Origin of the sequence: Variovorax sp. 54, assembly GCF_002754375.1 — a bacterium.
In the GTDB taxonomy this organism is placed as follows: domain Bacteria; phylum Pseudomonadota; class Gammaproteobacteria; order Burkholderiales; family Burkholderiaceae_C; genus Variovorax.
The window spans coordinates 2,927,006-2,951,320 of sequence record NZ_PEFF01000001.1 but is presented as its reverse complement, the minus strand read 5'-3'; the positions used below and the strand labels follow the sequence as shown (position 1 = coordinate 2,951,320).

Below are 24,315 nucleotides of genomic sequence, written 5' to 3'. Positions count from 1 at the left end.
CCGAGCGGCGATGGCCTGGCAGCTGGCTGTTGCAGGTTCTGCGAGGTGATGACAGAACCTGCAGCGCGCTTCTTCAACTCTTATCGAACACGCGTCGGTAGCGGCCGTGGCCGCGCGGTTCGCGCCGGCTGGCGGTGCCCAGGATCTTCAATGCGAGCGATGCCATCGTGCCCGCGTTGTCTCGCAGATCTGCCGCATCGGCATCCGTCATCAGCGGCAGTGTCCCCGGTTCTTTCGCATCCTGTGCGAGCACACGGCTTTCGAAATTGTTGAGTTCATAGCCGCGAGCGAAGTTGCGCAGATTCTCCGCAGCAGAGGGCATGGACTCTTCGTCAGCGGCCTTCAGCAACCGGTCGTGCGTGGCCTTCTTCTGCTTGATGGCGGCCACGAAGTCCTCGCGGTTCTCCTTCGTGATGGGGCCGAGCATCCAGAACCCGCCGTGCGAGTCGTGGACATACCTGTCGAAGAAGTCGTTGGCGGCTTGCGGAACGTCCTTGGCGGCTGCCACGGCGCCAACGAGGCGCTTTTCCACCTCGTTGGCGCGGGGCGGCTGGTCAACGTAGACGCCCGCTCTGGGAACGAACACCCGTCTGGGCTGGTTGGCCGCCTGGGCCGCCTTGACGTCTTCACGCCAGTCGAGCTCTGACTCCCACAGATCCTGTCGGTCTTGCTTGTCGGAGGCTTCATAGCTAGCCATGGCCTTGAAGGTGGCCTCGTCGCTCTTGGACGCACGCCAGCGCCAATACAGTTCCATGTGATAGCGCATGCGGTTCTGCACGGGTTCGCCACCGTTGGCGACATTCTGCTTTTCCTCCGCCGTGGTCCAGGCTGCGTAGTCGCTGAAGGACTTGTCGAGCGCAGGAGCGACCTCGAAATCGGCTTGTATTTCGCCTTGCATTTCGGACTTGCTGTCCACGCGAACGCCCGCCGCCAGGGCCTCGAAATACATGTCCATCAAGGGAATCTGCGAGAGCAATGCGGTTCGTCCCTCGACACCCTTCCCTTGGGACTTCGACGGGTAGCCTCCGCCCAAGTCAGAGTGAGCCCCTGGATAGACGAACTCCTTGGTGTTCGGCGGGTAGTTCGTGGCTCTGATGCGTGCCGTGGACAGAGGAAACGACTGGCGTATTTCGTGTGCCGCCACGTAGTGAACGGTCTGGTTGACGCCGTTGATGTCCATGGTGCCGTCGGCCCAGTCCTGAAAGCCTTCGCCGACGGGCGACGAATCGGCCAGCCCGACAGACGCCACGGTGTCGAAGATGCCCAGGAAATGAAGCTCCAGCGCCGCTTCGCCGATCATCATGTTCTCGGCGACCAGCTGGATCCACTGGCAAAAGGCGCGCGCTTCGGCCGCACCACGCGAAAATCCGAAGACCGACAGATGCATCTTGGTCACCCGCGGCCGCTGGTCCTTGATGGCTTTCAGCAGGCGCTCTTGAATGCCCCTGAAGATGCTGATCATCTTGTTGTCGCTCAAGCGCCACCAAGTCTTCAGTTGATCGACGCAGAGGTCTTTCATTTCGTCCGGCTGGACAAGGTCGGACGTGTGATATGCCCGATGCAGTGCGTTGTAGACCTGAATCAACGCCCAATGGATGCGCGCCTCGCCACCGGTGCCGAAACGCTTGCCGTTGTCCAGTTCCTTGTCCTCGCCGATCTCGGGGAAGTGCGTGCCGACGCCGGGGATGTAGTAGCGAAAGTTCTCGACCTTGTCGTCCTTGTGCGCGTTGAAGAGACTGACCACGTTCGTGTGGCTTTGGTCGGGTGTGTCGCGGATCAGGTTGTTGTTGGTGCCGTCAAAAAACAGGCCCACGTGAATCTCTTTGGCGCAACTCAGGGAGTCGGCCTTGCTCGGGTCGGCGCTGGCGGCGCGTTGGCACAGTTCGCGTGCGGTCAGGGTCCGGTCGGCGCGCGAGTGGTCGCCAGGCAGTGCGGGCTGGTAGTTCTTGCCGCCCGGGTCGTTGTCCCACCAGTCGCCTTTCGGCGCATTGGCTGTCCACTTGTAGCGTGGCAAACACTTGATGGCCCTGCCCGTTTCGTCCGACCATCTCAGTATCTGCAGCCCTGTTTCCTTGACGATGCACTCGGCCGTGCAAAGCACGGCGGTCTTGAAGTAGAGATAGCGCTTCTCGTGGGTGTTGGCGTCAAAGCTGATTTCGTACCAGCCTTCTTTGAATTTTTCCATGTGTTGCTCCCCCGGGATCTTTCAGAAGGAATGAATACGTGTTCGCACCGGATCACCACTTCCAGTCTGGCGGCTTCACCGGGTAGGCAGGGCCGGGATAGTCCTTGGCGCCGGAGCCTTTGCTGGAGATGACCAATCGAACATCGCCGTCGGCAAGGAAATGCACATTGAGCGTGCTGCCCGGGATGTCGTACTTATCGATGGGGACCACCTTTTCGTGCCAACGGGGCTTGATGGCCTCGGGTCGTTTGTCCCCCGGGATTCCGCTCGAGGTCGTCCATTTCACTGTTGCGGTAAGGCCGGGACGCCATTTGGCGGGATAGGAGATGCAGCACACAAAGCTGCCGCCACCGCCGTAGGGGCGTGAGTTGCCGCCGCCTGCCCCATCCACATAGAACTGGTGGATGTAGTCCTCTGTGTGGTTGTAGGCGCTGATGTTGGCGCTGTAGCTTTCGGCCGCCGGCTTCTTGCTGCTGCAAGCCACCAGTGGCAGCGTCAGCAGTGCCAATGCGCAAAGTGTCAGGATCGTTGGGCGTTTCATGGCGTGTGGCCTTTCAATGCGTTCACGTGTTGTTCCTCGGGTTTTCGAAATTCTTGCTCGCCTTGAGTCACCACTTCCAGCTCGGTGGCTTCACCGGATAGGCTGGGCCGGGGTAGCCCTTGGCGCCGGCTCCCATGTTGGAGATGACCAATCGAACATCGCCCTCGGCCAGGAAGTGCACGTTGAGCGTGCCGCCTGGGACGTCATATCGATCAATCGGGACAACTCTCTTGTGCCAAGCGGGCTTGATGGCCTCGGGGCGCCTGTCGCCTGGAATTCCGCTCGAGGTCGTCCATTCCACCGTTGCACTGAGTCCGGGACGCCACTGGGCCGGATAGGAGATGCAGCACACAAAGCTGCCGCCGCCACCGTAAGGGTATGAATTCCCGCCACCAGCCTCATCCACATAGAACTGATGGATGTAGTCCTCCGTGTGGTTGTAGGCACTGAGGTTGGCGCTGTAGCTTTCAGCCGTAGGCTTCTTGCTGCTGCAAGCTGCCAGCGACAGTACTGCCAGTGCGCAAAGCGTCAGGATCGCTGTGCGTTTCATGGCCTGTGGCATTTTCAATGCGCGCATGGGTTGTTCGCCTCGGCTCACCATTTCCAATCCGGCGGCTTCACCGGATAGGCGGGGCCAGGGTAGTTCTTGGCACCCGCCCCTTTGCTGGAAATGATCAACCGAACGTTGCCTTCGGGAAGAAAGTGGATGTTGAGCACGCCGCCCGGCACGGTGTATTCCTCGATAGGAACCACCTTCTCGTGCCAATGCTGGACATACGCTTCCGGTCGCCTATCGCCTGGAATGCCGCTGGAGGTGGCCCAACGCACCTTGGCGCTCAAGCCAGGGCGCCATACGGCGGGAGACGAGATGCAGCACACGAAGCTGCCGCCACCGCCATACGCGCTCGAGTTGCCGCCGAACATTCCATCGACATACGGCTCGATGTGGTCGGCCGTGTGGTTGTAGGGGCTGAGACTGGCGCTGTAGCTTTCAGCCGCAGGCTTCTTGCTGCTGCAAGCCACCAGCGTCAACACGCAAAGTATCAAGAGAGCCAAGCGCTTCATGAAGCCTGGCCCTCCAACGCCTTCCACAGTTCGTCGCTCCAGCCCTTCATCAGGCTCGACAGGCTGGTACCTTGTGCGACAGCCTTCCATGTGTCTGACAGATCGGGATGTTGGTAGAAGTTATCGCCGCAGGTCAGCGAGAGCACCACGAACTGCAGCCGGTCTGGGTTGCCTACCACGTGCAGGTGGGTGGCGACCTCGAGTGCGCGATGAAGCCGCTGATGAAACGCTGCCCGGTCGGTCTGCGGCACCAGCTGCGACACTGTCTCGAGCAATTGCGCAAAGATGCCGTCGGCTTCCGAGGCATCCAGAAGCGTGGCGAATTGCGACGCATCGAGTTCGAGATGATCGCCGGCATCGGCAGCACCTTCGTCCTCAGCAGCGGCAAGCCAGTTGCCGACCGCGGCACCGCTGCGATCGAACCATTGCCACTGCGCAATGGCTTGGGCCACACGCTGTGTCTGAGGCACGGACAGCGCGGCCAGCAGCGTGGGAAGCACGCGCGCATCGCCCATTCGGCAGTGCAGCTTCAGGCCATCGTGTCGCGCCTGGGCAAGGTAGCCGAAGCAGGCCTGCAAATGTGCAGCGGAATGGCCGGAAGCGAGCCAGCTGAATGCAGGCGCCGCCGGGTCGATCGTGGCGAGGCGTCGCAGGCCCTCGGCGCGGACCTCGTCGTCTGGTGGCAGTTCCAGCAACTGCGGTCCCTGCGCACCGTAGGCCGCCAGCGGTGTGTGGGCCAGCGCGTTGACATGCTGCCACCCGTTGCGGCGCAGCACCGATGCCAGGCGCGCCGGGTCCAGCAAGGCCGCATCGATCAGCAACCAGAGGCTGAGGGAGGATGGTTGGGCGTCGGCCATCGCTTGCACGGCATGGGCAAGGTGGACGGGCTCGATCGGGTCGGTCGCGAATTCCAACGCAGCGCTCTCACTGCAAGGCGGAGAAGGGGGCGCCGCTTTGTGCCGCCTTCAGCATGCACTCGATGCAGATGCTCTGAGGGAACAGCGGCAGCCCATACGGAGAGCTTGTCGGCCCGGCCAACTTCCGCTGCACCGAGTGATAAGTGATCTTCCCCGGACACTCGAAGGTGATGTCCCCATCCTGCAGCGTGATCGACGCGCCCTGCGCCGTCGCGATGCGGATCTTCTTCTTGGCCGCGAACTCCACCGTCTGGTCGGTGCTGGCGATCTTCAGCGCGTCCTTGGCCTGGATGCGCAGCTCGTCGTACTGCGCCTGGAAGTCCAGGTCGTCATTGCCCGCGATGACCGACAGGCCTGTGTCGGCATCGGCCTTCTGCGCGCCGGCCAGCAGGCCGATGGCCTGCCCGCTGTGCACGCGCAGCACGTCGGCCAGCGCCAGGTTGATGTCGCCGCCGCTGGCCAGCGTGGCGGTCTCGCCGCTCACGATCTGCAGCTGCTGTCCTGCGACCATCGCCAGCCCGCCGCGTGCGGCCAGTGCGACCACGGCGTCGCTGGTGTGCGGCACCTTGCCTTCACCGGTGGCGATGGCCTTGTCTGCCGCGTCTGCGTAGGCGGTGTCGAGCGCATCGGCGGTCACCATGCCGCTGGCGGTGCGCTCCATCGCTGCGTAGGGGGCGCGTTCCTTGTCGAGTTGCGATTCGTCGGCCTTGTTGGCACCGATGTGCCCGGCCAGCTGCACCGCCTCGTGGGTCTTGGCCGCATCGCTCAGCGCCTGGCCCAACTGCTGCACCTGCTTGAGCAGCGCCATGCCGGCGGCGAAGTCGCCCACGGGCTCCAGCTTCTGGCCGCCTGCGCCGTGGTACGTGCTGAGCAAGACACCCTTGCCGCCGCGCAGGGCGGCATAGCCGTCGGTGCGCAGCTCCAGGCCCTGGCCGCGAAAGCTGCCCCGGAAGTTGTCGGCCTGGTGGATCAGGTGGCCCAGGTTCAGCTGGCTGTGGGCGGTGCTCGCATGCAGCTGCACGCGCAGCTGCTGGTTCGAATCGTCGAACACCAACTGGCTGAAGCCCTCGCCGCCGAACTCCTTGGTCTTGAAGCCGCTCAGGGCGGCCGCGTTGCGGTGGCCCTTGTCGTCGGCGCTGGCGCCGTGCCAGGGCGGGGCGTGGCCTGCAGCGAGGTTGGCCTGGGCGCTGGGCGAGGCGTTGCTCGCTTGGGCGAAGACGTCTTCGTTGGTTTCACCGGCTCGCGATGCGCCGCCGGGCGTGGGGGCAATGCCACCGTCGCCGCGGCCGTTGTACAGCGCCCCGACGATGACGGGCTGGTCCACATCGAGGTCGACGAACTTGACCAGCACTTCCTGGCCGATGCGCGGCAGCCACTGCCAGCCCATGCCGGGGCCCGCCTGGCGCTGGGCCACGCGGATCCAGCGGGTGCTGCGGTTGTCCTGGGCGCTGTCGCCGTTGCTGCCGTTCTCGCTCGATCCGTTCTGCCAGTGGAAGCGCACGCGCACGTCGCCTCGGTCGTTGCAGTACAGCTCGTCGGCACCATTGGGCGAGGTCTCGCCCGACGGCCCGACCACGATGGCACTGTGCACGCCGCTGGCCGTAGGCTTGGCGTGCAGGCGCGCACCATCGGCCGCGGCCAGTGCGGGGCGCCAGGGGCGCGGGGCGTGCACGCCCGAGAAGCTGTTGGCATAGCCCTGGGCCTGCGCGGTGGCGAGGTTCTGGGGCTGCGGGTGGATGTCGTTGTTTGTTGCCGTTGCTGAAGACACCAGCCCGAACACATTGGACTCGGCAGTCACGGGCGCACACGGCTGGTCGAACACCAGGTGTTCCGTCAGCTCACCCAGCTGCGCCGCAATCGACGCCGCCGTGTCCTTGGGCAGGTTGTTGATGCCCACATGCTCGACGGTGTCCAGCAGCAGCGCGGGCTTGGTTTGTAGGCCCAATGCAGGTGCGTCATCGATCTCGATGCGCGTGCCCGCGCGCAAGGTGCGCACGGTGCTGTGGCCCAGCATCACGTCGGCGCGGCATTCGGCCGCTTCCATCATCAGGGCCGCATAGCGCTCCAGCGTGCGGTTGGTGTCCCAGCCCCGGCTGCGGTCGTTCAGGCCGAGCACGTCGTCGTACTCCAGGCGCGGCGCGTTCTTGCCGCCGACCGGAAAGCGCGCCGGGGCGCTGCCTGTGAGCTGGCGCTTGCCGTCGACGTTCCAGGCGCTCAGGTGCACCTGCGCGACCGACTGGCGCATGCGCCGCACCAGCGCCTGCACGGCGTCGCTGCGCTCCTGCGAGCTCTTGCGGTGAAAGCGAACGGGCGAGCCGGCATCGGCGGGCTGGGTGTCGTTCGACGAAAAGATCACGAGCTTGTGGCCCATGGGGGCCTTGGCGTCTTCTTCGATGCGCCAGGCCAGGCCTTCTTCGGCCAGCAGGCGCGAGAAGAAGTCGAAGTCGCTCTCTCGGTACTGGGTGCAGTAGGTGCGCACGGGCGCGTCGGCGAGGAATCCGTTCACTTCGGAGGAGAAGGCCCAGCTGCCCGCATCTGCATACGGGGCGAGCACGCGCTCGATGATGTCTGCGACGCTGCGCTGCTGGAAGACTTGGCTGCGGCCTTGCTGAGTGGCCAGCCAGAGCCAGGGCACGAGCGTCAGGCGGTAGCGTGCCAGTCCGCCATCGGAGCCCAGTGATTCGACTGCGCGGATCAATCCTGTGCGCTTTGCGAGCGAGCCATCGGCCAGCACGGTGACCAGCGTCAGCGGCTGATCGATCAGCGAAGACAGCGCCAGGTCCGCACGCAAGCTCAAGCACACGATGCGCAGCTCGGACAGCTGCGACACCGCCTCGCGCTGCACCCAGCCTTCCACGCGCAAGGCGTCAATGCTCTCGCGGGCTGCAGATGAAGAAGATGAAGCAGCGCTCGGCGCTTCGAGGCGGTACAGCCGCGCCGTCTGGCTCAGCTCGGCCCACAGGGCACTGCGGTCAGCGGAAGGCATCGGAAATTCGCTCAGGTTCGGAGGCTCAAGGCTTGCAAGGTGCGCCCGGCTTGCAGTCCGCCGTTGCGGCAGTGGCCTGCGCCGACGGTGCGGGGTCGGACGTCTTGCTGCGCTTGAGCAGCGCGGTCAGCAGGTCCGTGTCGGGATCGGGCCCCTTCGGCCGTGCCGCTGTTTGCGTGAGGTTGGCGCGCGTCGCGGATTTGGTCGCCTTGCTGCTGTTGGCGGCGGTCTTGACGGGCTTGCCGTTCGCGGCCGCGCGCACGGGCTTCTTCGAACCCGACGCGATGCGCTCCGGCTGCTTCTTCGCGGCGACGCTGGCCTTGCTGTCAGCACCCGATTTTTTTGCAGGCGACGCGGCGGCCACGCGCGCCGACTTCGCAGCCGGCGGCACGGCCATGGGCTGTGCACCGATCGCGGCAAACGGCGTCGAGGCTGGCTGCTGTTGTGGTGGTTGCTGTGGCGGCGGCGTGCTGTCGCCTTCGACGATGCGCGCGGGTGTGGGCTCCGGCGCAGTGGCTGCGACCGGTGCTTCCGGCTTCGGCGGTTCCACTGCAACAGGCGCGGTCACCGGCGCAGGTGCCACGGCCGCCACGGTCCGCGATGCGTCCGCGCGTTTCGATTGCAGGTGGTAGCTCGTGGCACCCGCCACGCCGACCAGCACCGCCAGTGAAGCCCACACACCGGGCCGTGCAAAAAAGGAACGCGCGCCGCTCTCGCGGCCACCGAACTGTGCGAGCACACGCGTGGACTCGCCTCCAGGTGCGGCAGTCGATGTGGCCGTGGTGGGTGCGTTCGAACCGAGCAGGCTCGGTCGGTCCTTGTGGGCGTCTGACGCGCCCATCATGGATGGGTGGTCCGGCTGGCTGCGGGCATGTGATTTCTCCCCTCGGCTTTATGTGGCGTGATCAACGCGATATCGCAATTGGGATGCAACAAGGCGTTGCGTGCGATGGGTTCAAATTTTGGAGCGACTCATACAATTGAGCGGCTCTCATTGAACACCGTTGATCTTCTTCACTCTCTTTTGTTATTTTGCCTTGATGGTGGCAGCACTTGCCATCTTCTTGTTCCCTTCTTTTCGTGACCGTGTGTTGCGAGCGACGGTCTCCATTTCTACTGCTATTGCATTCTTTTTTATTGGAATAGGACGCCGTCTCGGTTTTGTGTCCGAAGCAAGTTTTCAATTGATGCGCGACAGTGGCTCAGGAGTGCGTACTTTTGCCGTAAGGCATCGCTACTTGTTGCTGTCGGGCATGGGTCTGCTTATCGTGCCGGTGTTGTTAAGTGTGACTTTCGGAAGTGGCCGTGTGCTCTTCTTCGACGACTGGGCCGCCACAAGCGATCCGAAAATCGAAGCGTTGCTGCAGGGCGAGCAGCTGGTGCCGCCGCAGCCGTTGCCGCCCGAGGTGTTTGCCACTGCAGAGGTCGAGCAGATTCGTCCGCTCACGAAAGAAGGCAGTCGGGACTGGGCTGCGCTCGATGTGGACTTTCGTAATCGTTTGCTGATCGTCTACAAGATCATGAAAGAAAAGCACGGCTACGACCTCGCGTTGCTCGAGGGTTATCGCAGCCCCGAACGACAAGCCAAACTCGCTGCATTGGGCAATACAGTGACCATGGCGAAGGCCAATCAAAGCTATCATCAGTACGGACTTGCGGCAGACAACGCGTTCTATCGCAATGGCAAGCTGGTGATCTCTGAAAAAGATCCGTGGGCCATGGAAGGCTATCGCCTCTATGGTGAAGCGGCCGAGTCCGTGGGCTTGGTGTGGGGTGGTCGGTGGTCCTTCAGGGACTACGGTCACGTGGAGTACCGCAAGCCGGGATTTAAATTGTCACGCAACTGAATGCCGAGACGACACCTGTCGCATCGGCACACCACGAGGCAATCAAGGGGGGAGTTCAAATGGGTGAGGATCAACCCGACGCCGACAACGATCGGCCGTGGATCGTTCTGCATGACAAGACCGACCACGGTGGCTTCGTGATCACCGCGTCCGAAAACACAAGCATCGACGACCGGCGCGTGGCGCGCATCGGCGACATGGTGTCGTGCCCACGGCCTGGCCATGGCATCAACCCCATCGTGACCGGCAGCGACTGCGTCACGCTCGACGGCCGGCGCGTGGCGCGCCACGGCGACCGCGCGGCCTGCGGTTGCAGGCTGCTGTCCAGCCAGATCGCTTCCGCGTCCGAATGACGGCGGTGCGCCCTTCTTCGGCTGCAGGCATGGCATGCGGTCACGCGACCACGTGCGCCCGCTTGTGACAAAGGCCTCCACGGGTTCCTGATGCTGTCGCGACTGATCAAGCCCGTGCTCCTGGCCTGCGCCGTGTTCATCACGGTGTGGGTGCTCGTGATCGTCTACTGGCAGTACACGGCGCGCATGCCGAGCACGAGCGACATCGTGCTCTACCTCGTGGTGCTGCCGCTGGCGCTGATGCTCTTCTATGTGGTGCTGCGCCGCATCTTCACGGCCGCCCCGACTGCTGCGCTGCCCGTGGGTGGCGCGACGGTGGCCGCTGGCGGCGCCGCCTCATCGAATGCCGCAGCACCCGATGCCTCGCAGGAGCGCCTGCAGATGGCGGTGCTCGCCTTCGCCCTTCGCACACCACGCGGCAGCGATGCCGACACGGTGGCCACGGCGATCGGCCAGGCGCAGACGCCCGAGCTGGTGCCCGAACTGCGCGACGGCGAAGGCTTCCCTGTCATCGCGGGCCGCGTCGAAGGCATCGACGAGAACGAACTGCGCGAGCATCTGCGCGAAAGCCTGCAACCTGCGGGCGAAGCTTTCGATGTCGATGCATTGCCCGACGACCGGCTGCGCGCCATCCATCTCATGTCCGACGTGCTGCAGGAGCTGCTGGGTTCCGCGGCCGAGGCGATCGCGAACGCCGGCGATGCGCTGTCGGTGCGCGCGCCCGGGCGCTTCGTCTCCAGTGGTGGCGTCATTCCCGGGCCGGCGGCGGCGCCGCAGCTGAGCCTCTCGCTGCTGTTGCCGGGCGCATGGAGCGAGAGCGAACGCGTCATCGCCACGCAGTGGGTGCAACAGCGCGTGCGCGAGGGCGATGCGTCGCAGCGCTGGCATGTCGACTGCTTCAAGAGCGAAGACGGCGTGTCCGGCATGGCGCTGCTCGACCGCATCAGTCTGTCGCTGCATCGCGAGCAGCGGCCCGCACTGTGGATCGCGCTGGCGGCCGACTCCTCGGTGTCCGAAGCGAGCATCGCGCGCTGGGAGACCGAGGGCCTGCTGTACACCGCCACGCGCCGCAAGGGCCGTGTGCCCGGCGAAGCCGCCGCGGGCCTGCTGCTCGTGCGCGCCGACGATGCACTGCTGGCACCGGCCCAGGCTGTGCGGCTGTCGCGCAGCGCGAGCGGGCAGCGCGACACCTCGGCCGACACGGCGCGCACCCCTGATGCGAGCCTGCTCGATCTGTTCGCGCAGCGCCTGCTGGCGAGCGCGGCCCTCGAGACCGTCCAGGTCGACTGGGTCGTGAGCGACGCCGACCACCGCACCAGCCGCGTCACCGAAGTGGCCAGGCTCGTGCAAGAGCGGCTGCCCCATGTGCCCTTCGAAAACAACCTGTCTGTCTGCGCCACCCTGGGTCACCTGGGGGCTGCGGCCGACATGAGCGCCGTCGTGCTCGCGTGCCACCTGGCCGCGCGCGAAGTCCGGCATGTGCTCGCCATTTCCGTGCAGGACGCGCACGCCCGAACGGCCTTGCTGGCCGGCCCGGCGAGCCTCGCGTCATCCGCTACTTAAACAGGACCGATTCCAGAAACTTCTATGCGGCGATTCTTCAGTTTCCTGGCCGATCCGCGCACCTTGTCGGTGATCGGCGCCATCGCGCTCGGCGCGTTCCTGCTGCTCGGGGCGCAGACGCTCGAAGTCGGCGCGATCTGGGCGGTCGGCATCTTCGTGGTGCTGCTGCTGTTGTGGCTGCTCGTGTGGTTCGTGCGGCGCATGCGCACGCGCGCGGCCAACCGCAAGCTCGGCGACATGCTCGAGGACCAGGCCGATGCGGCCGTGCGCGACAGCGACCCCGAGCGCAAGGCCGAGATCGACGAGCTGCGCGGGCGCATGGTCGAGGCCGTGAAGACCATCAAGACCTCGAAGATCGGGCAGATGTCGGGCAGCGAGGCGCTGTACGAGCTGCCCTGGTACATGGTCATCGGCAACCCGGCGGCGGGCAAGAGCAGCGCCATCCTGAACTCGGGCCTGCAGTTTCCGTTCGCCGACAAGGGCAATGCGGTGATCCAGGGCATCGGCGGCACGCGCAACTGCGACTGGTTCTTCACCACCGAAGGCATCGTGCTCGACACCGCGGGCCGCTATTCCATTCACCAGGAAGACCGCAAGGAGTGGTTCGGCTTTCTGGACCTGCTCAAGAAGTACCGGCCGAAGGCGCCCATCAACGGCATCATCATCACGGCGAGCATTCCCGAACTGATCGGCAGCCGGCCCGACTTCGCGATCCAGCTTGCGAAGAACCTGCGTCAGCGCATGCAGGAACTCACCGAGCGGCTCGAGGTGTTCGCGCCGGTCTACGTGATGTTCACCAAGGCCGACCTGATCACCGGTTTTGCAGAATTTTTCGGCGACAGCGACAAGATGGAGCGAGACCGCGTGTGGGGCGCCTCGCTGCCCTACGACGGCGATGAGAAGCAGGACGCCGTGGCGCTGTTCGACAAGCGCTTCGACGAGCTCTACATGGGCCTGAAGGAAATCAGCGTCTCGCACTTCGCGAACCACCGCAGCAGCGACCCGTCGCCCGAACTGCTGATCTTCCCGCTCGAGTTCGCGGCCATCAAGCCCGCGCTGCGCGCCTTCCTGGCCACGCTGTTCGAGAGCAACCCGTTCCAGCACAAGCCGGTGTTCCGCGGCTTCTATTTCACCAGCGCCTTGCAAGAGGGCACGATGCGCAGCCTGTCGACCGAGCGCATCGCCAAGCGCTTCGGGCTCACGCTGAGCAACGCGGCCACCAAGTCGAAGGAAATCTATTCGCAGAACGGGTTCTTCCTGCGCGACCTGTTCTCCAAGGTGATCTTTGCCGACAAGAAGACGGTGCGGCAGTTCTCCAGCCCCGTGAAGGCGCGCGTGCGCTACGTGAGCTTCTTCGCCTTCGTCGCCGTGCTGGGCCTGTTGCTCGGCGGCTGGACCTGGTCGTACCTCGGCAACCGCCAGCTGGTGGAGAACGTGCAGGCCGACCTCGACAAGGTGGTCAAGCTGCAGGCCAGCGACAACGGGTTGCGCACGCGCTTCGAGGCGCTGAACATCCTGCAGGACCGCATCGAGCAGCTCGAGAAATTCCGCAACGACCGGCCGCTGTCGCTGTCGCTGGGCCTGTACCAGGGCAACCAGCTCGAAGACAAGCTCGTGGCCGAGTACTACGGCGGCGTGAAGCAGCTCATGCTCGCGCCGGTGTCGGACAACCTGCAGGCCTTCCTGCGCGACGTCAATGCACATCCCGACCGCCTGAAGCGCGCCGATGCGGTGGCCGCGCTGACGGGCGGCACGGCGCCCGCGCCGCTGCCGGTCGCAGGTGCTGCGACCACCACGGCACCCGCCGCAGCGCCGGAAGGCGGCGGCCTGTATGCCGGCTCTTCGCCGGCCGACGTGCAGGACGCCTACAACGCGCTCAAGACCTACCTCATGCTGTCCGACAAGCGGCAGGTGGAAACGGCGCACCTCACCGATCAGATCTCGCGCTTCTGGCGCGGCTGGCTCGAGAGCAACCGCGGCGACATGCCGCGTGCGGCGGTCATTCGTGACGCCGAACGCATGATCACTTTCTACCTGCGCCGCGTGGGCGACGACAACTGGCCCGCGCTGGCCGACACCAACCTCGCGCTGGTCGAACAGACGCGCGACAACCTGCGCCGTGTGGTGCGCGGCATGCCGGCACGCGAACGCGTGTACGCCGAGATCAAGGCGCGCGCTTCGACGCGCTTCGCGCCGATGACCGTGGCGCGCATCCTCGGGGCCACGGCGAGCAGTGCCGAGAGCGAAGGCACCCTGGCCGGCAGCGTCGCCATCTCGGGCGCGTTCACGCGCGAGGCCTGGCAGCAGTACGTGGACGACGCGATCCGTGACGCCGCGAACAAGGAAACCTCGAGCAAGGACTGGGTGCTCAACGTCGCCGGCAACGACGACCTGACGCTCGAAGGCAGCCCGGAGCAGATCCGCAAGACGCTGGCCACCATGTACAAGCTGGAGTACGCCAAGGAGTGGCAGCGCTTCCTGCAGGGCATCGCGGTGAAGGACATGGGCAGCTTCGAGCAGGCCGTGGTCGCGATGAACCAGCTCGGCGATCCGCAGAACTCGCCGATTCGCAAGGTCTTCGACACGGTGTACGACCAGACCTCGTGGGACAACCCCTCGCTGGTCAACGCCGGCCTGCAGCAGGCGCGCACCGGGGCCTTCAACTGGTTCAAGCGCCTCTTCAGCCGCGCCACGCCGTCGCAGGTCAACGTGAACGTCGACCTCAACGGCGGCGCCACGGAAATCCCGATGGGCCCGATCGGCCGCGAGTTCGCGGGCGTGGCGCGCCTGGTGGTCGAGCGCGACAACACCTCGCTGCTGCGCGGCTACCTGGGCACGCTGTCCAAGCTGCGCGGGCGCTTCAACCAGATCAAGAACCAGGGCGACCCCGGACCGGGTGCGCGCCAGCTCATGCAGCAGACGCTGGAAGGCAACGGCTCCGAACTGGCCGACGCGCTCAAGTACGTCGACGAGCAGATGCTCACCGGCATGGACGCCGCGCAACGCCAGGCGCTGCGTCCGCTGCTCGTGCGGCCGCTGCTGCAGGCGTACGCGGTGACGGTGCAGCCGACGGCGGTGGAGGTCAACAAGATCTGGAGCGCGCAGGTGCACCAGCCGTTCCAGCAGTCGCTGGCCACCAAGTACCCGTTCTCGGCGAGCGCGAAGATCGAGGCCTCGCCGGCGGAAATCGCGCAGTTCTTCGGGCCTGAAGGTGCCATCGGCAAGTTCGTGACGACCACGCTGGGCTCGCTGGTGATCCGCCGCGGCGACCTGCTGTCGCCGCGCGCCTGGGGCGACCAGGGCCTCACGCTGAGCCCCGATTTCGTGAACGGCTTTGCGCAGTGGGTGGCGCCGCTGTCGGGCGGTGCTGCGGCCGGTGCCGGCGGCAGCGCGCAGCCGCAGACGCTGTTCCAGATCCTGCCGCAGCCCGTGTCGGGCCTCACGGAATACATGGTGGAAATCGACGGCCAGCAGCTGCGCTACCGCAACACGCCGCCGCAGTGGTCCAACTTTGTCTGGCCCAACGCACAGGGCACGCCGGGCGCGAAGATCACCGCCGTCACCTTCGACGGGCGCACGGTCGAGCTGATCAACGAGCCAGGCAACTTCGGCCTGGAGCGCCTGCTGAGCACGGCGCAGCGCACGAAGTTGCCCGACGGCAGCTTCGAGCTCACGTGGGCGCGCGACAACGCGAGCGTGACCGTCAAGCTGCGCGTGATCCAGAACACGCAGTCGGCCGGTTCGGGCGGCGATTCGCCGCAAGGCAAGGGCCTGCGCGGCACGGTGCTGCCGCCGACGGTCGCGGAGATTGGTGTGCCGCGCGCAGCAGCGGCAGTTCAGGCGCCGGCGCAAGTGCCGGTGCAGGCAGGGGGAGCAGGAAAATGAGCGCGCCACAACAGCTGTGCTACTTCGGCAAGTTGCCCGGTCGCGGCGACTTCGTGAAGGGCCTGTACAACCCGCAGCTCATCAAGGTGTTCGACCACTGGCTGTCGCAGACCATGGAGATGCTGTCGGAAGACCCGCGCTGGAAGCTGATCTACGACAACGCGGCCCCGATGCACTTCGTGTGCCTGGGCTCGCGCAGCCGCGTGGCGATTGCGGGGCACCTGCGTGCGAGCCGCGACGAGTCGTCGCGCCGCTACCCGTTCCTGGCGGCCACCTCGGTGGACGTGGACGAGGCGCTCGACTTCATGCGCGGCGCGCCGATGCTCGTCGGCCCCTACTGGGACCGCATGGCGGTGCAGGTGCAGTCGCTGGCGGCCGGCACCGACCTGGACAGCGAGCTGAAGAAGTTCGAGGCCATCGATCCGGCCATCGAGACCGGCTTCAAGAAGTCGGCCTCGCGCGCCACCTATGCCGCCTTCACGCGCGACACCAGCCTGCTGCGCATCGAGCAGATGCTCAACTTCGACGGCCACAAGGTGTCGCTGCGCCGTGCCATCCTGGCGCTTGGTTTGCTGCTGCAGCCGGTGATGGCCAGCGCCGTGTCGCACCTGGACAAGGGGCTCACGCTGCCGCTGCCGCGCGACCCGGTCGACCGCTCGCTGATCGCCACCTTCTGGCTCGAAATGGTGTCGCAGTTTCTGGCCAAGGCCGACTTCGAGCTGGTGCTGCTGGTCACCGAGATCGACGGCCGCGCGCGGCTGGTGATCGGTTTCAACGGCCTGTCACCGCGCAGCCTGCAGAGCGTGCTGCACCCGCAGGTCTACACCGAGCACAACATCGACATCGACAACCCGGAGTGGGTCGAGGACACCATCCACAGCAACTACGCGATGTTCAAGCTGGTGAGCTACCTCGACCAGCCGCAGCTGCCGCTGGACATCGTGCTCAGCGCCTTTCGCGAAGTCTTCATCGGGGAATGACACGGTCATGAATTGTTCTTTGCGCGTTCTCGTGCTGTCCATGGCCTGCGGGCTCGCGCTCGTGCCGGCCGTGCAGGCCCAGCAACCACCACAACAACCCGCGGCGGGCACCACCGCCGCGCGCGTCGAGACCACGGTTGCGGCCGTCGGCAAGGGCGAGCCGGTCGTGGCCGGCGGGCAGGTGCCCGACGAGGCCACGCGCGCCGCCGTCATCGAGGCGCTGCGCCGCATCTACGGCCCCAGCGGCGTGATCGACAAGATCGAGGTGGTGAGCACCGTCAGCATGCCGGCCAACTGGGCCGCCAACGTGCAGCGGCTGATCACGCCTTCGCTCAAGGACATCCACCGCGGCCAGTTCCAGATCGAGGGCACCCAGATGGCGCTGAGCGGCGAGGTCGGCAACGAGGCGCTGCGCCAGAAGATCGTGAGCGACATGGCGAACGCGCTCAACCCGACCTACACCATCAAGAACAGCCTGCGCGTGCCGGTGTCGGAGCAGATCGCGGTCGACCAGGTGCTGGGCAACCGCACCATCGAGTTCGAGCTGGGCAGCGCCACGCTCACGGGCAAGGGCCGCGCCATCCTCGACGAGATGGCGCCGATCCTGCAGAAGCTCACCAACAAGTCGGTGGCGGTGGTGGGCCACACCGACAACGCCGGCAATCGCACGTCGAACCTGGCGCTGAGCCAGTCGCGTGCCGAATCGGTCAAGGGCTACCTGGTGGGCAAGGGCATCGATCCGATGACGCTCTCGACCTCGGGCGTGGGCCCGGACCAGCCGGTGGCGAGCAATGCGACCGACGAGGGGCGCTCGCGCAACCGGCGCATCGAGTTCCGCGTCGGACGCTAACGAAAAAGGCCCGCAACGCGGGCCTTTCTTCTGTCGCTCAGCGGGAAGTCGCGAAGTCAGCGTGACTCGTCGTCGCCCTTCGGCAGGTCGAGCAGGTCCACCAGCTGGGCCAGCTCCTGCTCGTTCTTGATCACGTTGCGCAGCCAGGCATGCAGCGGCATGTCGGCCCAGCGTGCGGCCTTGTTCGCCATGTAGGCGGCCGGGCTCGAAGGCTCGGTCTGCTCGAAATACGCCGCCACTTCCTTGAGCTGCGCGATGGCCTGCGCGCGGCTGTGGATGCCGGGCGGCTGCGCGGCGGGTGCGTGCGCGACCGCGTGGTACGAGGGTGGTGAATGGGGCATGGCGGCGTCGAAGACGGGTTCGATGCGTGAAGGAGCCGTCGGTGCACTGGCGGCCGGTGCAGCAGCGGGCGCCTGTGGCGCTGCGCCGTTGTCGATCGGCACGCCGGCCTCGCGCGCAAAGCGCTCGACGGTCTGGCGGATGGCCGTGGCCGCGTCCTTCGCGGCGCGAAAGCTCGGGCCGTTGGAGGCGGTGCGTTCGTCGAACACGGCCTCGAACTCGGCCAGCGCCTGCTCGCAGGCGTGCACGTCGCGGTGCGTCTTCTGCAGGAACTTCGCGGGCGTGGCGCGGCGCAGGCGGTCGAACTGGTCGACCGTCACCTTGTTGCGCTGCAGCTCGTCGGCCTGCGCCGGCGTGCGGCGGATGGCCTGGTCGAGCGCCAGTGCGGTCTCCCAGACCAGCGCGCTGTGGCCGGTGCTGCCGTCGCTCACGATGGGCGCGCGCTGCAGCAGCTCGACCGAGCGCGAGATCAGCCAGGTGACGGTGCCGATCCGCATCTCGATGTCGCCGCCCTCGGGCTGCGGATGCAGTTCGTCCCAGTACTGGCGGCACAGGCCGGTGAGCAGGCGATAACCATCGGCCAGCCCTTCGAAGCCGCGCTGGCTGGCCAGCGCGTCGGTGAGCCACACGGCCAGGCGCAAGTCTTTGGTGGAGGCGCGCAGCAGCTTGTCGCACTCGGCGATCACGAAGGGCCAGTTGGCCTCTTTCAGCTCGATGACCCATTCGCCCTGTTCGAGCGAGGGGTCGTCGTGCTTGCGTGCTTCCTGGATGGCGTCGAACTCGCGCGAGAACAGCATGTCCTCGCCGCAAGGCTTGGCCTCCGAGATCGGGGCCAGCAGGGCCGACGGGTCGAGCCTGTTCGTCGCGACCGTCATGGCAATGAGATCGTCAGGTTGGCCTGGCGCGGGCCGAGCTTCACGATGTCCTGGTAGCTCGCGAGCGCGCCCTGCGTGGTGCTGCCCAGGTGCGCCGAGAGGCCGACGAAGCCGAGCAGGCCGATGAGCGAGAACAGCGCGGCCACCACCCACTGCGGCGCCTCGCGCTTGAGCGAGTGCGAGATGAGGTCGGGCAGCGGCCAGTGCGGCGCGAACGGCGTGCGCTTGCCGCGTGCGTTGGCAATCTCGTCGCCCACGCGCGCGGTGAGGTAGGCCAGCTTCTCGGTGCCGTCGATGGCGTACTTGCCCTGGAAGCCCAGCAGCAGGCACATGTAGAACACCTCGAGCGTCTGGATGCGCGCGGCGCCGTGGGCCCGCTCGACCTCGAGCATGTTGAAGAAGTTCTCGCCCGCCAGCTGGTCGCCGAACAGCGTGAGCTGCAGCGGCCGGCGCTCCCATTCGGAGCGAATCGCGAACTCGGGCGCCGATAGCACGAACTCGTCGACCGTGGCGCAGAAGGCGTACTTGGCGGCGTGGATCTGCTCGGCCGTGGCATCGAGCTTGCGCGCGTTGCGCTCGAACTCGCCCAGGTAGTTGCGGATGCCCGTGAGGAACTGCTCGGTGGTGGCGGGCTGCTGCTTCTTCTTCAGCAGGAACAGCATCACGAAGCCGTCGTACAGCAGGTCGAGCAGGCTCGAATCGGCACCGGTCGCCACGCCCGCGGGCGTGAACGACGCGGGCGGCGCGTCGCCGCCCAGCAGGGAAGGGGCCTTGTTCAGGGTGGTGGTGTTCATACGATCAGGCGGATCAGCCGGTCACGGCGATCAGTTCGAGTTGCATGTCGGGGATGCCGGCCGGCGCGTAGATGGTGACGCTCTGCGCCTGCAGCATGCGGTCGTACAGCTGGCTCTTGCTGTCGATGGAAAAGTAGCAGGCGCCCGCGCGGATCGGAATGGCCGGCGGCACCTGCGGCGCGTAGACGATGCGCACGCCCGGCATGGCCGAGAGCACGAGCTTGTCGACGTCTTCGGGCGCGCCGATCTTGAAGCGCTGCGGCACCACCTCGGCCAGCTCGGCGGCCGGCATGCTGGCGGTGACCGACATGTAGAACACGGTCTTCTCGTCGATCTTTCCGGAGTCGAGGCGACCCAGGTAGAAGGCGTTGCGCGTCTCGGTGAGCGCAATGGCGAAGTAACGCGTGGAGATGACGGTGTCGAGCAGGTCGCGCACGATGCGGTCGAGCTCGGCGAAGGCCGGGCCCGGCTTCTCGTGGTCGTACACCGGCAGGTCGTTCAGCGAGTAGGTCTTGGCAAACGTCATCAGCGCGCCGGCCAGGCTCAGCAGCTCCTGGAACAGCCGCTCCGGGTGCAGCGACGGGTGATGGAACAGGTGCGAGAGCGACGCAAACGCCGAGTTGGCCGTGTGCAGCAGCCAGAACGAGGCGATGTCGCCCGAGCGGAACTCGATGATGTTCTTGCTCGGCTCACGGTGAATGCCGTACAGCGAATTGACCTTGGCCTGCAGCACGTCGAGCAGCCGGCGCAGCTGCTGGAACACGGTGGGCGAGGCGTCGATGCTGGTGCACGGCGGCACGAAGCTGCGGTCGATTTCAAAGCCGCCCGCGGCGGTGCGGCGGATGCGGATCACGGGGATCGACACGAACTGCTCGCGCGGCTCGGTATCGGCCAGCAGCTTCACGCTCTTGCGCAGGAACACCACCTCGGCGCTCACGGCGTTGGTGTACAGGTCGAGCGACTGTGTCGCGTCGCTGGTGTAGCGCGCGGCAAAGCCTTCTTCGTTGGGGTCGGTGTAGTTCTTGCCGAGCTCCTTCACCGGGTGCAGCACCAGGTAGAAGGTGATCTCGTTCTGGCCCGGGCTCAGGGTGTCCAGCGAGATGGGCGGGGGCAGCGCGTCGGCCTGCGGCGCCGCGTAGGGCTCACCGTCGGGGAACACCAGCGACAACTGCGAGGCGCGCAGCATGCCGCTGGCCAGCGCATCGAGGTCGAAGCTGATGGAGCGCACGCCCCAGAAGTACGGATGCAGCGTCTGCGCCGTGGCGCGCAGGCGCGCCTCGTGGTACGCGTCTTGGCGCTGAAAGTGCTGGGGGCGTAGAAACAAGCCCTCTCCCCAGAGGACCTTGGCTGCGTAGCTCACGTCGGATCAACTCCCCACAATTTTTTTTGAATGTATCGCATCGTCGTGTCGACTCGGACAGGCCCGTCGTCGGTGCAGATCAGGCGGGCGAGGGCCGGCAGGTCACCGGCCCCAACAGGTTGAGCGCGCCCGTGGGGGCCGCGCCTTGTGCGTTCTGCTGGCCCACCACCGCGCCTGTCGTGACGGTAAGCGCGCAGGCATGCGCACCCATCACGACGCCGGTTTTCTCGGCGTCCGCGGCGTTGAAGGCGAAGCGCCAGCGCTGCGCGTCGGGCGAGTGGAACAGCACCACCACGGCCACCGCGTTGGCGGTGCGCGGCACGGTTTCGGTCCAGGTGTATTGCTGGTCGGGAATGAGCGTGATCTCGCGGCTCTCGACGAGGTCGTCGCCCAGCTGCGTCTTGTCGCGCCCCGGCGTGACGAAGGCATCGAAGGACGACTGGTAGAAGCCCGTCGTTTCCTTCAGCTTGTAGATGCGCATGACCACGGCCAGCGGGCGGTTGCGACTGTCGGCGTTGAGGTTCTTGCCCGCGGCGATCGACATCGTCACCTTGCGCGGGGGCTTCTGCGACTCGGGCAGCTCGGGCTTCTTCAGCCCGCTCGCCTCGAGCGCGATGTTGGCGATCGTGAGCGCCGGCGAACTGCACCCGCCGAGCATCAACGCGGCCAGCAGCGCGCCAGATGTAATTAATATTTTCATTAAAAGCGAGTCGTAACAATATTCCGATGGACCAAATAGGATTAATCGATTTCGAAAATGACTTTCGATTAGGAAATTAGCATTAATCCGCTCCCGTCATTTGCCATCCACGCGGCTGTAGTATCGTGTATTGTTATTGTCAACGGTCGCAATTTAATGAATGATTGCGGCCTGCTAAAAAGTCAGATCAGGGGGGAATGTGTCGATTCGAAAAAACATGACGCGCACGATGATTGCCGGTGCCATTGCGGCCACCGTGCTTTTGTCGGCCTGTACCACCACGCCGGACGCGGCCGTTGCCCAGGCCACCGCGGCCTACAACAAGAGCCTGGCCGATGCGGATGCCGCCGCGGCAGCCGCCACCGGTGACAAGGCGCCCGTCGTCCGCCAGTACCAGCAGATCGCCACCGAGAACCCGACCCGCGGCGAGCCGTGGTCGCGCATCGCGCAGATCTACTTCAACGAGGGCCGCTACAGCCTGGCCATCTCGGCCGCCGAAGAGTCGCTGCGCCGCGACCCCACCAGCCGCCAGGCCAAGAGCATCACCGCCGTGGGCGGCCTGCGCCTTGCGGCCCGCTCCATCGAGGACCTGGGCAAGGACAGCAGCCTGAGCGGCGACGCCAACGCCGACGCCTACCGTCTGGCCGCCCTGCTGCGCGAAACCCTGGGCCTGTCGGTCCTGGTGCCCGCCGGCCCCGAAGCCCGGCCGACGCCCACGCGCCGCGCCGCGGCACCCAGCCCGGCACCCGCGCCTTCGTCATCGTCTGCCGCAGCGCCGACCCCGGTCGCCGCCGCACGGCCCGCCCCGGCCCCGGTCGCCGCGCCGCGCCCGGCACCTGCCCCGCCCGCCGCGCGCGCGGGTGGCGGCAATCCATTTGACGCCCTCAAGTAATTGTTTTGTTTTTGAATTGGTTTCTTGAACCAATGTATTAACGAATGGGCGTGCGGTTTTCGGAATGAGCCGTACAACTTTTTAATTCGTTTCTCAGTCCTATTGCGAAGGTATTGAAACTTATGGCGACCAAAAGACAGAGCGTGCAGAAGCGGCTTCAAAAAGTGCGTCCGCCGCGCGTGCAACTCACGTACGACGTGGAACTCGGTGACGCCATCGAGAAAAAGGAATTGCCTTTCGTCGTCGGCGTGATCGCCGACCTGGCGGGCCAGTCCGAGGTGGAGCAGCCCAAGCTCAAGGACCGCAAGTTCGTCAGCATCGACCGCGACAACATGGACGACGTCATGAAGGGCGTGGCCCCGCGTGCCGCCTTCCAGGTGCCGAACAAGCTCGACGGACGCGGCGGCAGCTTCGGCGTCGACCTCACCTTCAACTCGATGGACGCCTTCTCGCCCGAAGCCGTCGTCGAGCAGATCGAGCCGCTCAAGCGCCTGCTCGACGCGCGCACCAAGCTGGCCGACCTGCGCAACAAGATGGCCGGCAACAGCAAGCTCGAAGACCTGCTGGCCGACGTGCTGAACAACACCGAGCAACTCCAGCGCCTGGGACAAGGCGTTGGCAAGAAGGACGAAAGCTGACCATGACTGCGCAAGCACTATCGGCATCGAGCGGTGCCGCTTCATCGGAAGCCACGGTCGACCTGCTCGACCAGATCGTCGAGAAGAGCAAGGTCGCCAAGTCCGACGTGGAACACACGCGCACCAAGGACCTCATCGGCGAACTCGTCAGCCAGGTCCTCGAAGGCTCGGTGATCGTCTCCGACAACGTGTCGGCCATGATCGACGCCCGCGTGGCCGACCTCGACGCGCTCATCTCCGCGCAGCTCAGCGCCGTGATGCACGCGCCCGAGTTCCAGAAGCTCGAGAGCACCTGGCGCGGCCTGGAGTACCTGGTCAAGGAAACGCCGACCGGCACGATGCTCAAGATCAAGGTCATCAATGCCACCAAGCGCGACCTGATCCGCGACTTCAAGGCCGCCGTCGAGTTCGACCAGAGCGCGATGTTCAAGAAGGTCTACGAAGAAGAGTTCGGCACCTTCGGCGGTGCGCCGTTCGGCGCGCTGGTGGGCGACTTCGACGTCACGCGCCAGCCGGAAGACATGTACTTCCTGGACCAGATGGCGCACGTGGCGGCTGCCGCTCACGCGCCCTTCATCGGCGCGGCCTCGCCCGAGCTGCTGGGCCTGGAGAGCTTCTCCGACCTGGGCAAGCCGCGCGACATGGCCAAGGTGTTCGACACCGTCGAGTACGCCAAGTGGAAGTCGTTCCGCGATTCGGAAGACTCGCGTTACGTGGGCCTCACGCTGCCGCGCTTCCTCGGCCGCCTGCCGTATCACCCGCGTGACGGCACAGTCGTCGACAGCTTCAACTTCGTCGAAGACGTCGACGGCACCGACCACGCCAAGTACCTCTGGTGCAACGCCGCCTGGGCCTTCGCCACGCGCCTGACGGCTGCGTTCGACGACTTCGGCTGGTGCGCGGCCATCCGCGGCGTCGAAGGTGGCGGCCTGGTCGAAGACCTGCCCACGCACACCTTCAAGACCGACGAAGGCGAGATCGCCCTCAAGTGCCCGACCGAGATCGCCATCACCGACCGGCGCGAAAAAGAGCTCAGCGACCTGGGCTTCATTCCGCTCGTGCACTGCAAGAACTCCGACTACGCGGCGTTCTTCGGCGCGCAGTCGCTGCAGAAGGCCAAGAAGTACAACACCGACAGCGCCAACGCCAACGCCGTGCTGTCGGCGCAGTTGCAGTACATCTTCTCGGTGTCTCGCATCGCGCACTACCTCAAGGCCATGATGCGCGACAAGATCGGCAGCTTTGCCTCAGCGCACAACGTCGAACAGTTCCTGAACCGCTGGATCGCGCAGTACGTGCTGCTCGACGACAACGCGACGCAGGAACAGAAAGCCCAATTCCCGCTGCGCGAAGCCGCCATCCAGGTCGGCGAAGTGCCCGGCCGGCCCGGCGTGTACCGCGCGGTCGCGTTCCTGCGGCCGCACTTCCAGCTGGATGAACTGTCTATTTCACTGCGCTTGGTCGCCGATCTGCCGAAGTCAGTGAATAAGTAAGGAGGCAGATCGGGTGCGCGGCCGAGGGGCCGTGCTGCAACACGTTAACTGT

Annotated in this window: 20 protein-coding genes; 9 read left to right on the top strand and 11 right to left on the bottom strand. The window is 65.7% G+C overall.

Translation table 11 applies throughout. The annotated features are described in order from the left end of the window. Positions 1–73 precede the first annotated feature (73 nt). The 7 genes from CLU95_RS13650 to CLU95_RS13620 form a co-directional block, all read right to left on the bottom strand. The gene (locus CLU95_RS13650) at positions 74–2,185 is read right to left on the bottom strand and encodes a T6SS phospholipase effector Tle1-like catalytic domain-containing protein (RefSeq protein ID WP_099793872.1); all 2,112 of its coding nucleotides are present in this window, start codon (positions 2,183–2,185) and stop codon (positions 74–76) included. Between the two features lie 52 nt (positions 2,186–2,237). Then, the gene (locus CLU95_RS13645) at positions 2,238–2,726 is read right to left on the bottom strand and encodes a DUF3304 domain-containing protein (protein ID WP_099793870.1); all 489 of its coding nucleotides are present in this window, start codon (positions 2,724–2,726) and stop codon (positions 2,238–2,240) included. Positions 2,727–2,793: 67 nt separating this feature from the next. Next, the gene (locus tag CLU95_RS13640) at positions 2,794–3,303 is read right to left on the bottom strand and encodes a DUF3304 domain-containing protein (RefSeq protein ID WP_257214620.1); all 510 of its coding nucleotides are present in this window, start codon (positions 3,301–3,303) and stop codon (positions 2,794–2,796) included. A gap of 17 nt (positions 3,304–3,320) precedes the next feature. Continuing rightward, positions 3,321–3,791, bottom strand: a complete 471-nt coding sequence (locus CLU95_RS13635; protein ID WP_099793868.1) for a DUF3304 domain-containing protein — start codon at positions 3,789–3,791, stop codon at positions 3,321–3,323. Then, complete coding sequence (locus CLU95_RS13630; RefSeq protein WP_099793866.1) at positions 3,788–4,705, bottom strand: DUF4123 domain-containing protein; 918 nt, start codon at positions 4,703–4,705, stop codon at positions 3,788–3,790. The genes CLU95_RS13635 and CLU95_RS13630 overlap by 4 nt, the downstream gene beginning before the upstream one ends. 10 nt (positions 4,706–4,715) lie before the next feature. Continuing rightward, complete coding sequence (locus CLU95_RS13625; RefSeq protein WP_099793864.1) at positions 4,716–7,694, bottom strand: type VI secretion system Vgr family protein; 2,979 nt, start codon at positions 7,692–7,694, stop codon at positions 4,716–4,718. Between the two features lie 25 nt (positions 7,695–7,719). Continuing rightward, complete coding sequence (locus CLU95_RS13620; protein ID WP_143605995.1) at positions 7,720–8,538, bottom strand: hypothetical protein; 819 nt, start codon at positions 8,536–8,538, stop codon at positions 7,720–7,722. A gap of 160 nt (positions 8,539–8,698) precedes the next feature. Here CLU95_RS13620 and CLU95_RS13615 point away from each other — a divergent pair, with 160 nt between their 5' ends. The 6 genes from CLU95_RS13615 (at position 8,699) to CLU95_RS13590 (ending at position 17,172) form a co-directional block, all read left to right on the top strand. Next, positions 8,699–9,541, top strand: coding sequence for a M15 family metallopeptidase (locus tag CLU95_RS13615; RefSeq protein WP_373668876.1), 843 nt, complete (start codon positions 8,699–8,701; stop codon positions 9,539–9,541). 59 nt (positions 9,542–9,600) lie between these two features. After that, positions 9,601–9,894 (top strand): PAAR domain-containing protein, encoded by a 294-nt coding sequence (locus CLU95_RS13610; protein WP_099793860.1) that lies wholly within the window; start codon positions 9,601–9,603, stop codon positions 9,892–9,894. A 90-nt stretch (positions 9,895–9,984) separates the two neighbouring features. Further along, positions 9,985–11,457 carry a hypothetical protein gene (locus CLU95_RS13605; RefSeq protein WP_099793858.1) on the top strand — a complete coding sequence of 491 codons (1,473 nt, stop codon included), beginning with the start codon at positions 9,985–9,987 and terminating at the stop codon, positions 11,455–11,457. A 24-nt stretch (positions 11,458–11,481) separates the two neighbouring features. After that, positions 11,482–15,342: a type VI secretion system membrane subunit TssM gene (gene tssM, locus CLU95_RS13600; protein WP_257214619.1), complete on the top strand. Its 3,861-nt coding sequence runs from the start codon at positions 11,482–11,484 to the stop codon at positions 15,340–15,342. Then, positions 15,339–16,322, top strand: coding sequence for a type VI secretion system-associated protein TagF (tagF, locus tag CLU95_RS13595; RefSeq protein ID WP_099793856.1), 984 nt, complete (start codon positions 15,339–15,341; stop codon positions 16,320–16,322). The genes tssM and tagF overlap by 4 nt, the downstream gene beginning before the upstream one ends. A 7-nt stretch (positions 16,323–16,329) precedes the next feature. Continuing rightward, positions 16,330–17,172 (top strand): OmpA family protein, encoded by an 843-nt coding sequence (locus CLU95_RS13590; RefSeq protein WP_099793854.1) that lies wholly within the window; start codon positions 16,330–16,332, stop codon positions 17,170–17,172. Between the two features lie 56 nt (positions 17,173–17,228). Here the strand turns inward: CLU95_RS13590 and tssA are convergent, their stop codons facing one another. From tssA to tssJ, 4 genes are all read right to left on the bottom strand, one after another. Further along, positions 17,229–18,386, bottom strand: a complete 1,158-nt coding sequence (gene tssA / locus CLU95_RS13585; RefSeq protein ID WP_099793852.1) for a type VI secretion system protein TssA — start codon at positions 18,384–18,386, stop codon at positions 17,229–17,231. Continuing rightward, positions 18,383–19,165, bottom strand: a complete 783-nt coding sequence (gene icmH / locus CLU95_RS13580; RefSeq protein ID WP_180288734.1) for a type IVB secretion system protein IcmH/DotU — start codon at positions 19,163–19,165, stop codon at positions 18,383–18,385. The genes tssA and icmH overlap by 4 nt, the downstream gene beginning before the upstream one ends. Before the next feature lie 28 nt (positions 19,166–19,193). Beyond that, positions 19,194–20,540, bottom strand: coding sequence for a type VI secretion system baseplate subunit TssK (gene tssK, locus CLU95_RS13575; protein WP_062481129.1), 1,347 nt, complete (start codon positions 20,538–20,540; stop codon positions 19,194–19,196). A 79-nt stretch (positions 20,541–20,619) separates the two neighbouring features. Further along, positions 20,620–21,240, bottom strand: a complete 621-nt coding sequence (gene tssJ / locus CLU95_RS13570) for a type VI secretion system lipoprotein TssJ (protein WP_099793848.1) — start codon at positions 21,238–21,240, stop codon at positions 20,620–20,622. 217 nt (positions 21,241–21,457) lie between these two features. On the opposite strand from tssJ, the gene CLU95_RS30635 reads away from it, so the two are divergent. From CLU95_RS30635 to tssC, 3 genes are all read left to right on the top strand, one after another. Further along, the gene (locus CLU95_RS30635; RefSeq protein ID WP_143605994.1) at positions 21,458–22,132 is read left to right on the top strand and encodes a hypothetical protein; all 675 of its coding nucleotides are present in this window, start codon (positions 21,458–21,460) and stop codon (positions 22,130–22,132) included. A 122-nt stretch (positions 22,133–22,254) separates the two neighbouring features. Continuing rightward, positions 22,255–22,770: a type VI secretion system contractile sheath small subunit gene (gene tssB / locus CLU95_RS13560; RefSeq protein WP_099793844.1), complete on the top strand. Its 516-nt coding sequence runs from the start codon at positions 22,255–22,257 to the stop codon at positions 22,768–22,770. Positions 22,771–22,772: 2 nt separating this feature from the next. Continuing rightward, on the top strand, positions 22,773–24,263 hold the full coding sequence (gene tssC / locus CLU95_RS13555) for a type VI secretion system contractile sheath large subunit (protein ID WP_099793842.1): 1,491 nt from the start codon (positions 22,773–22,775) through the stop codon (positions 24,261–24,263). Positions 24,264–24,315: the final 52 nt, after the last annotated feature.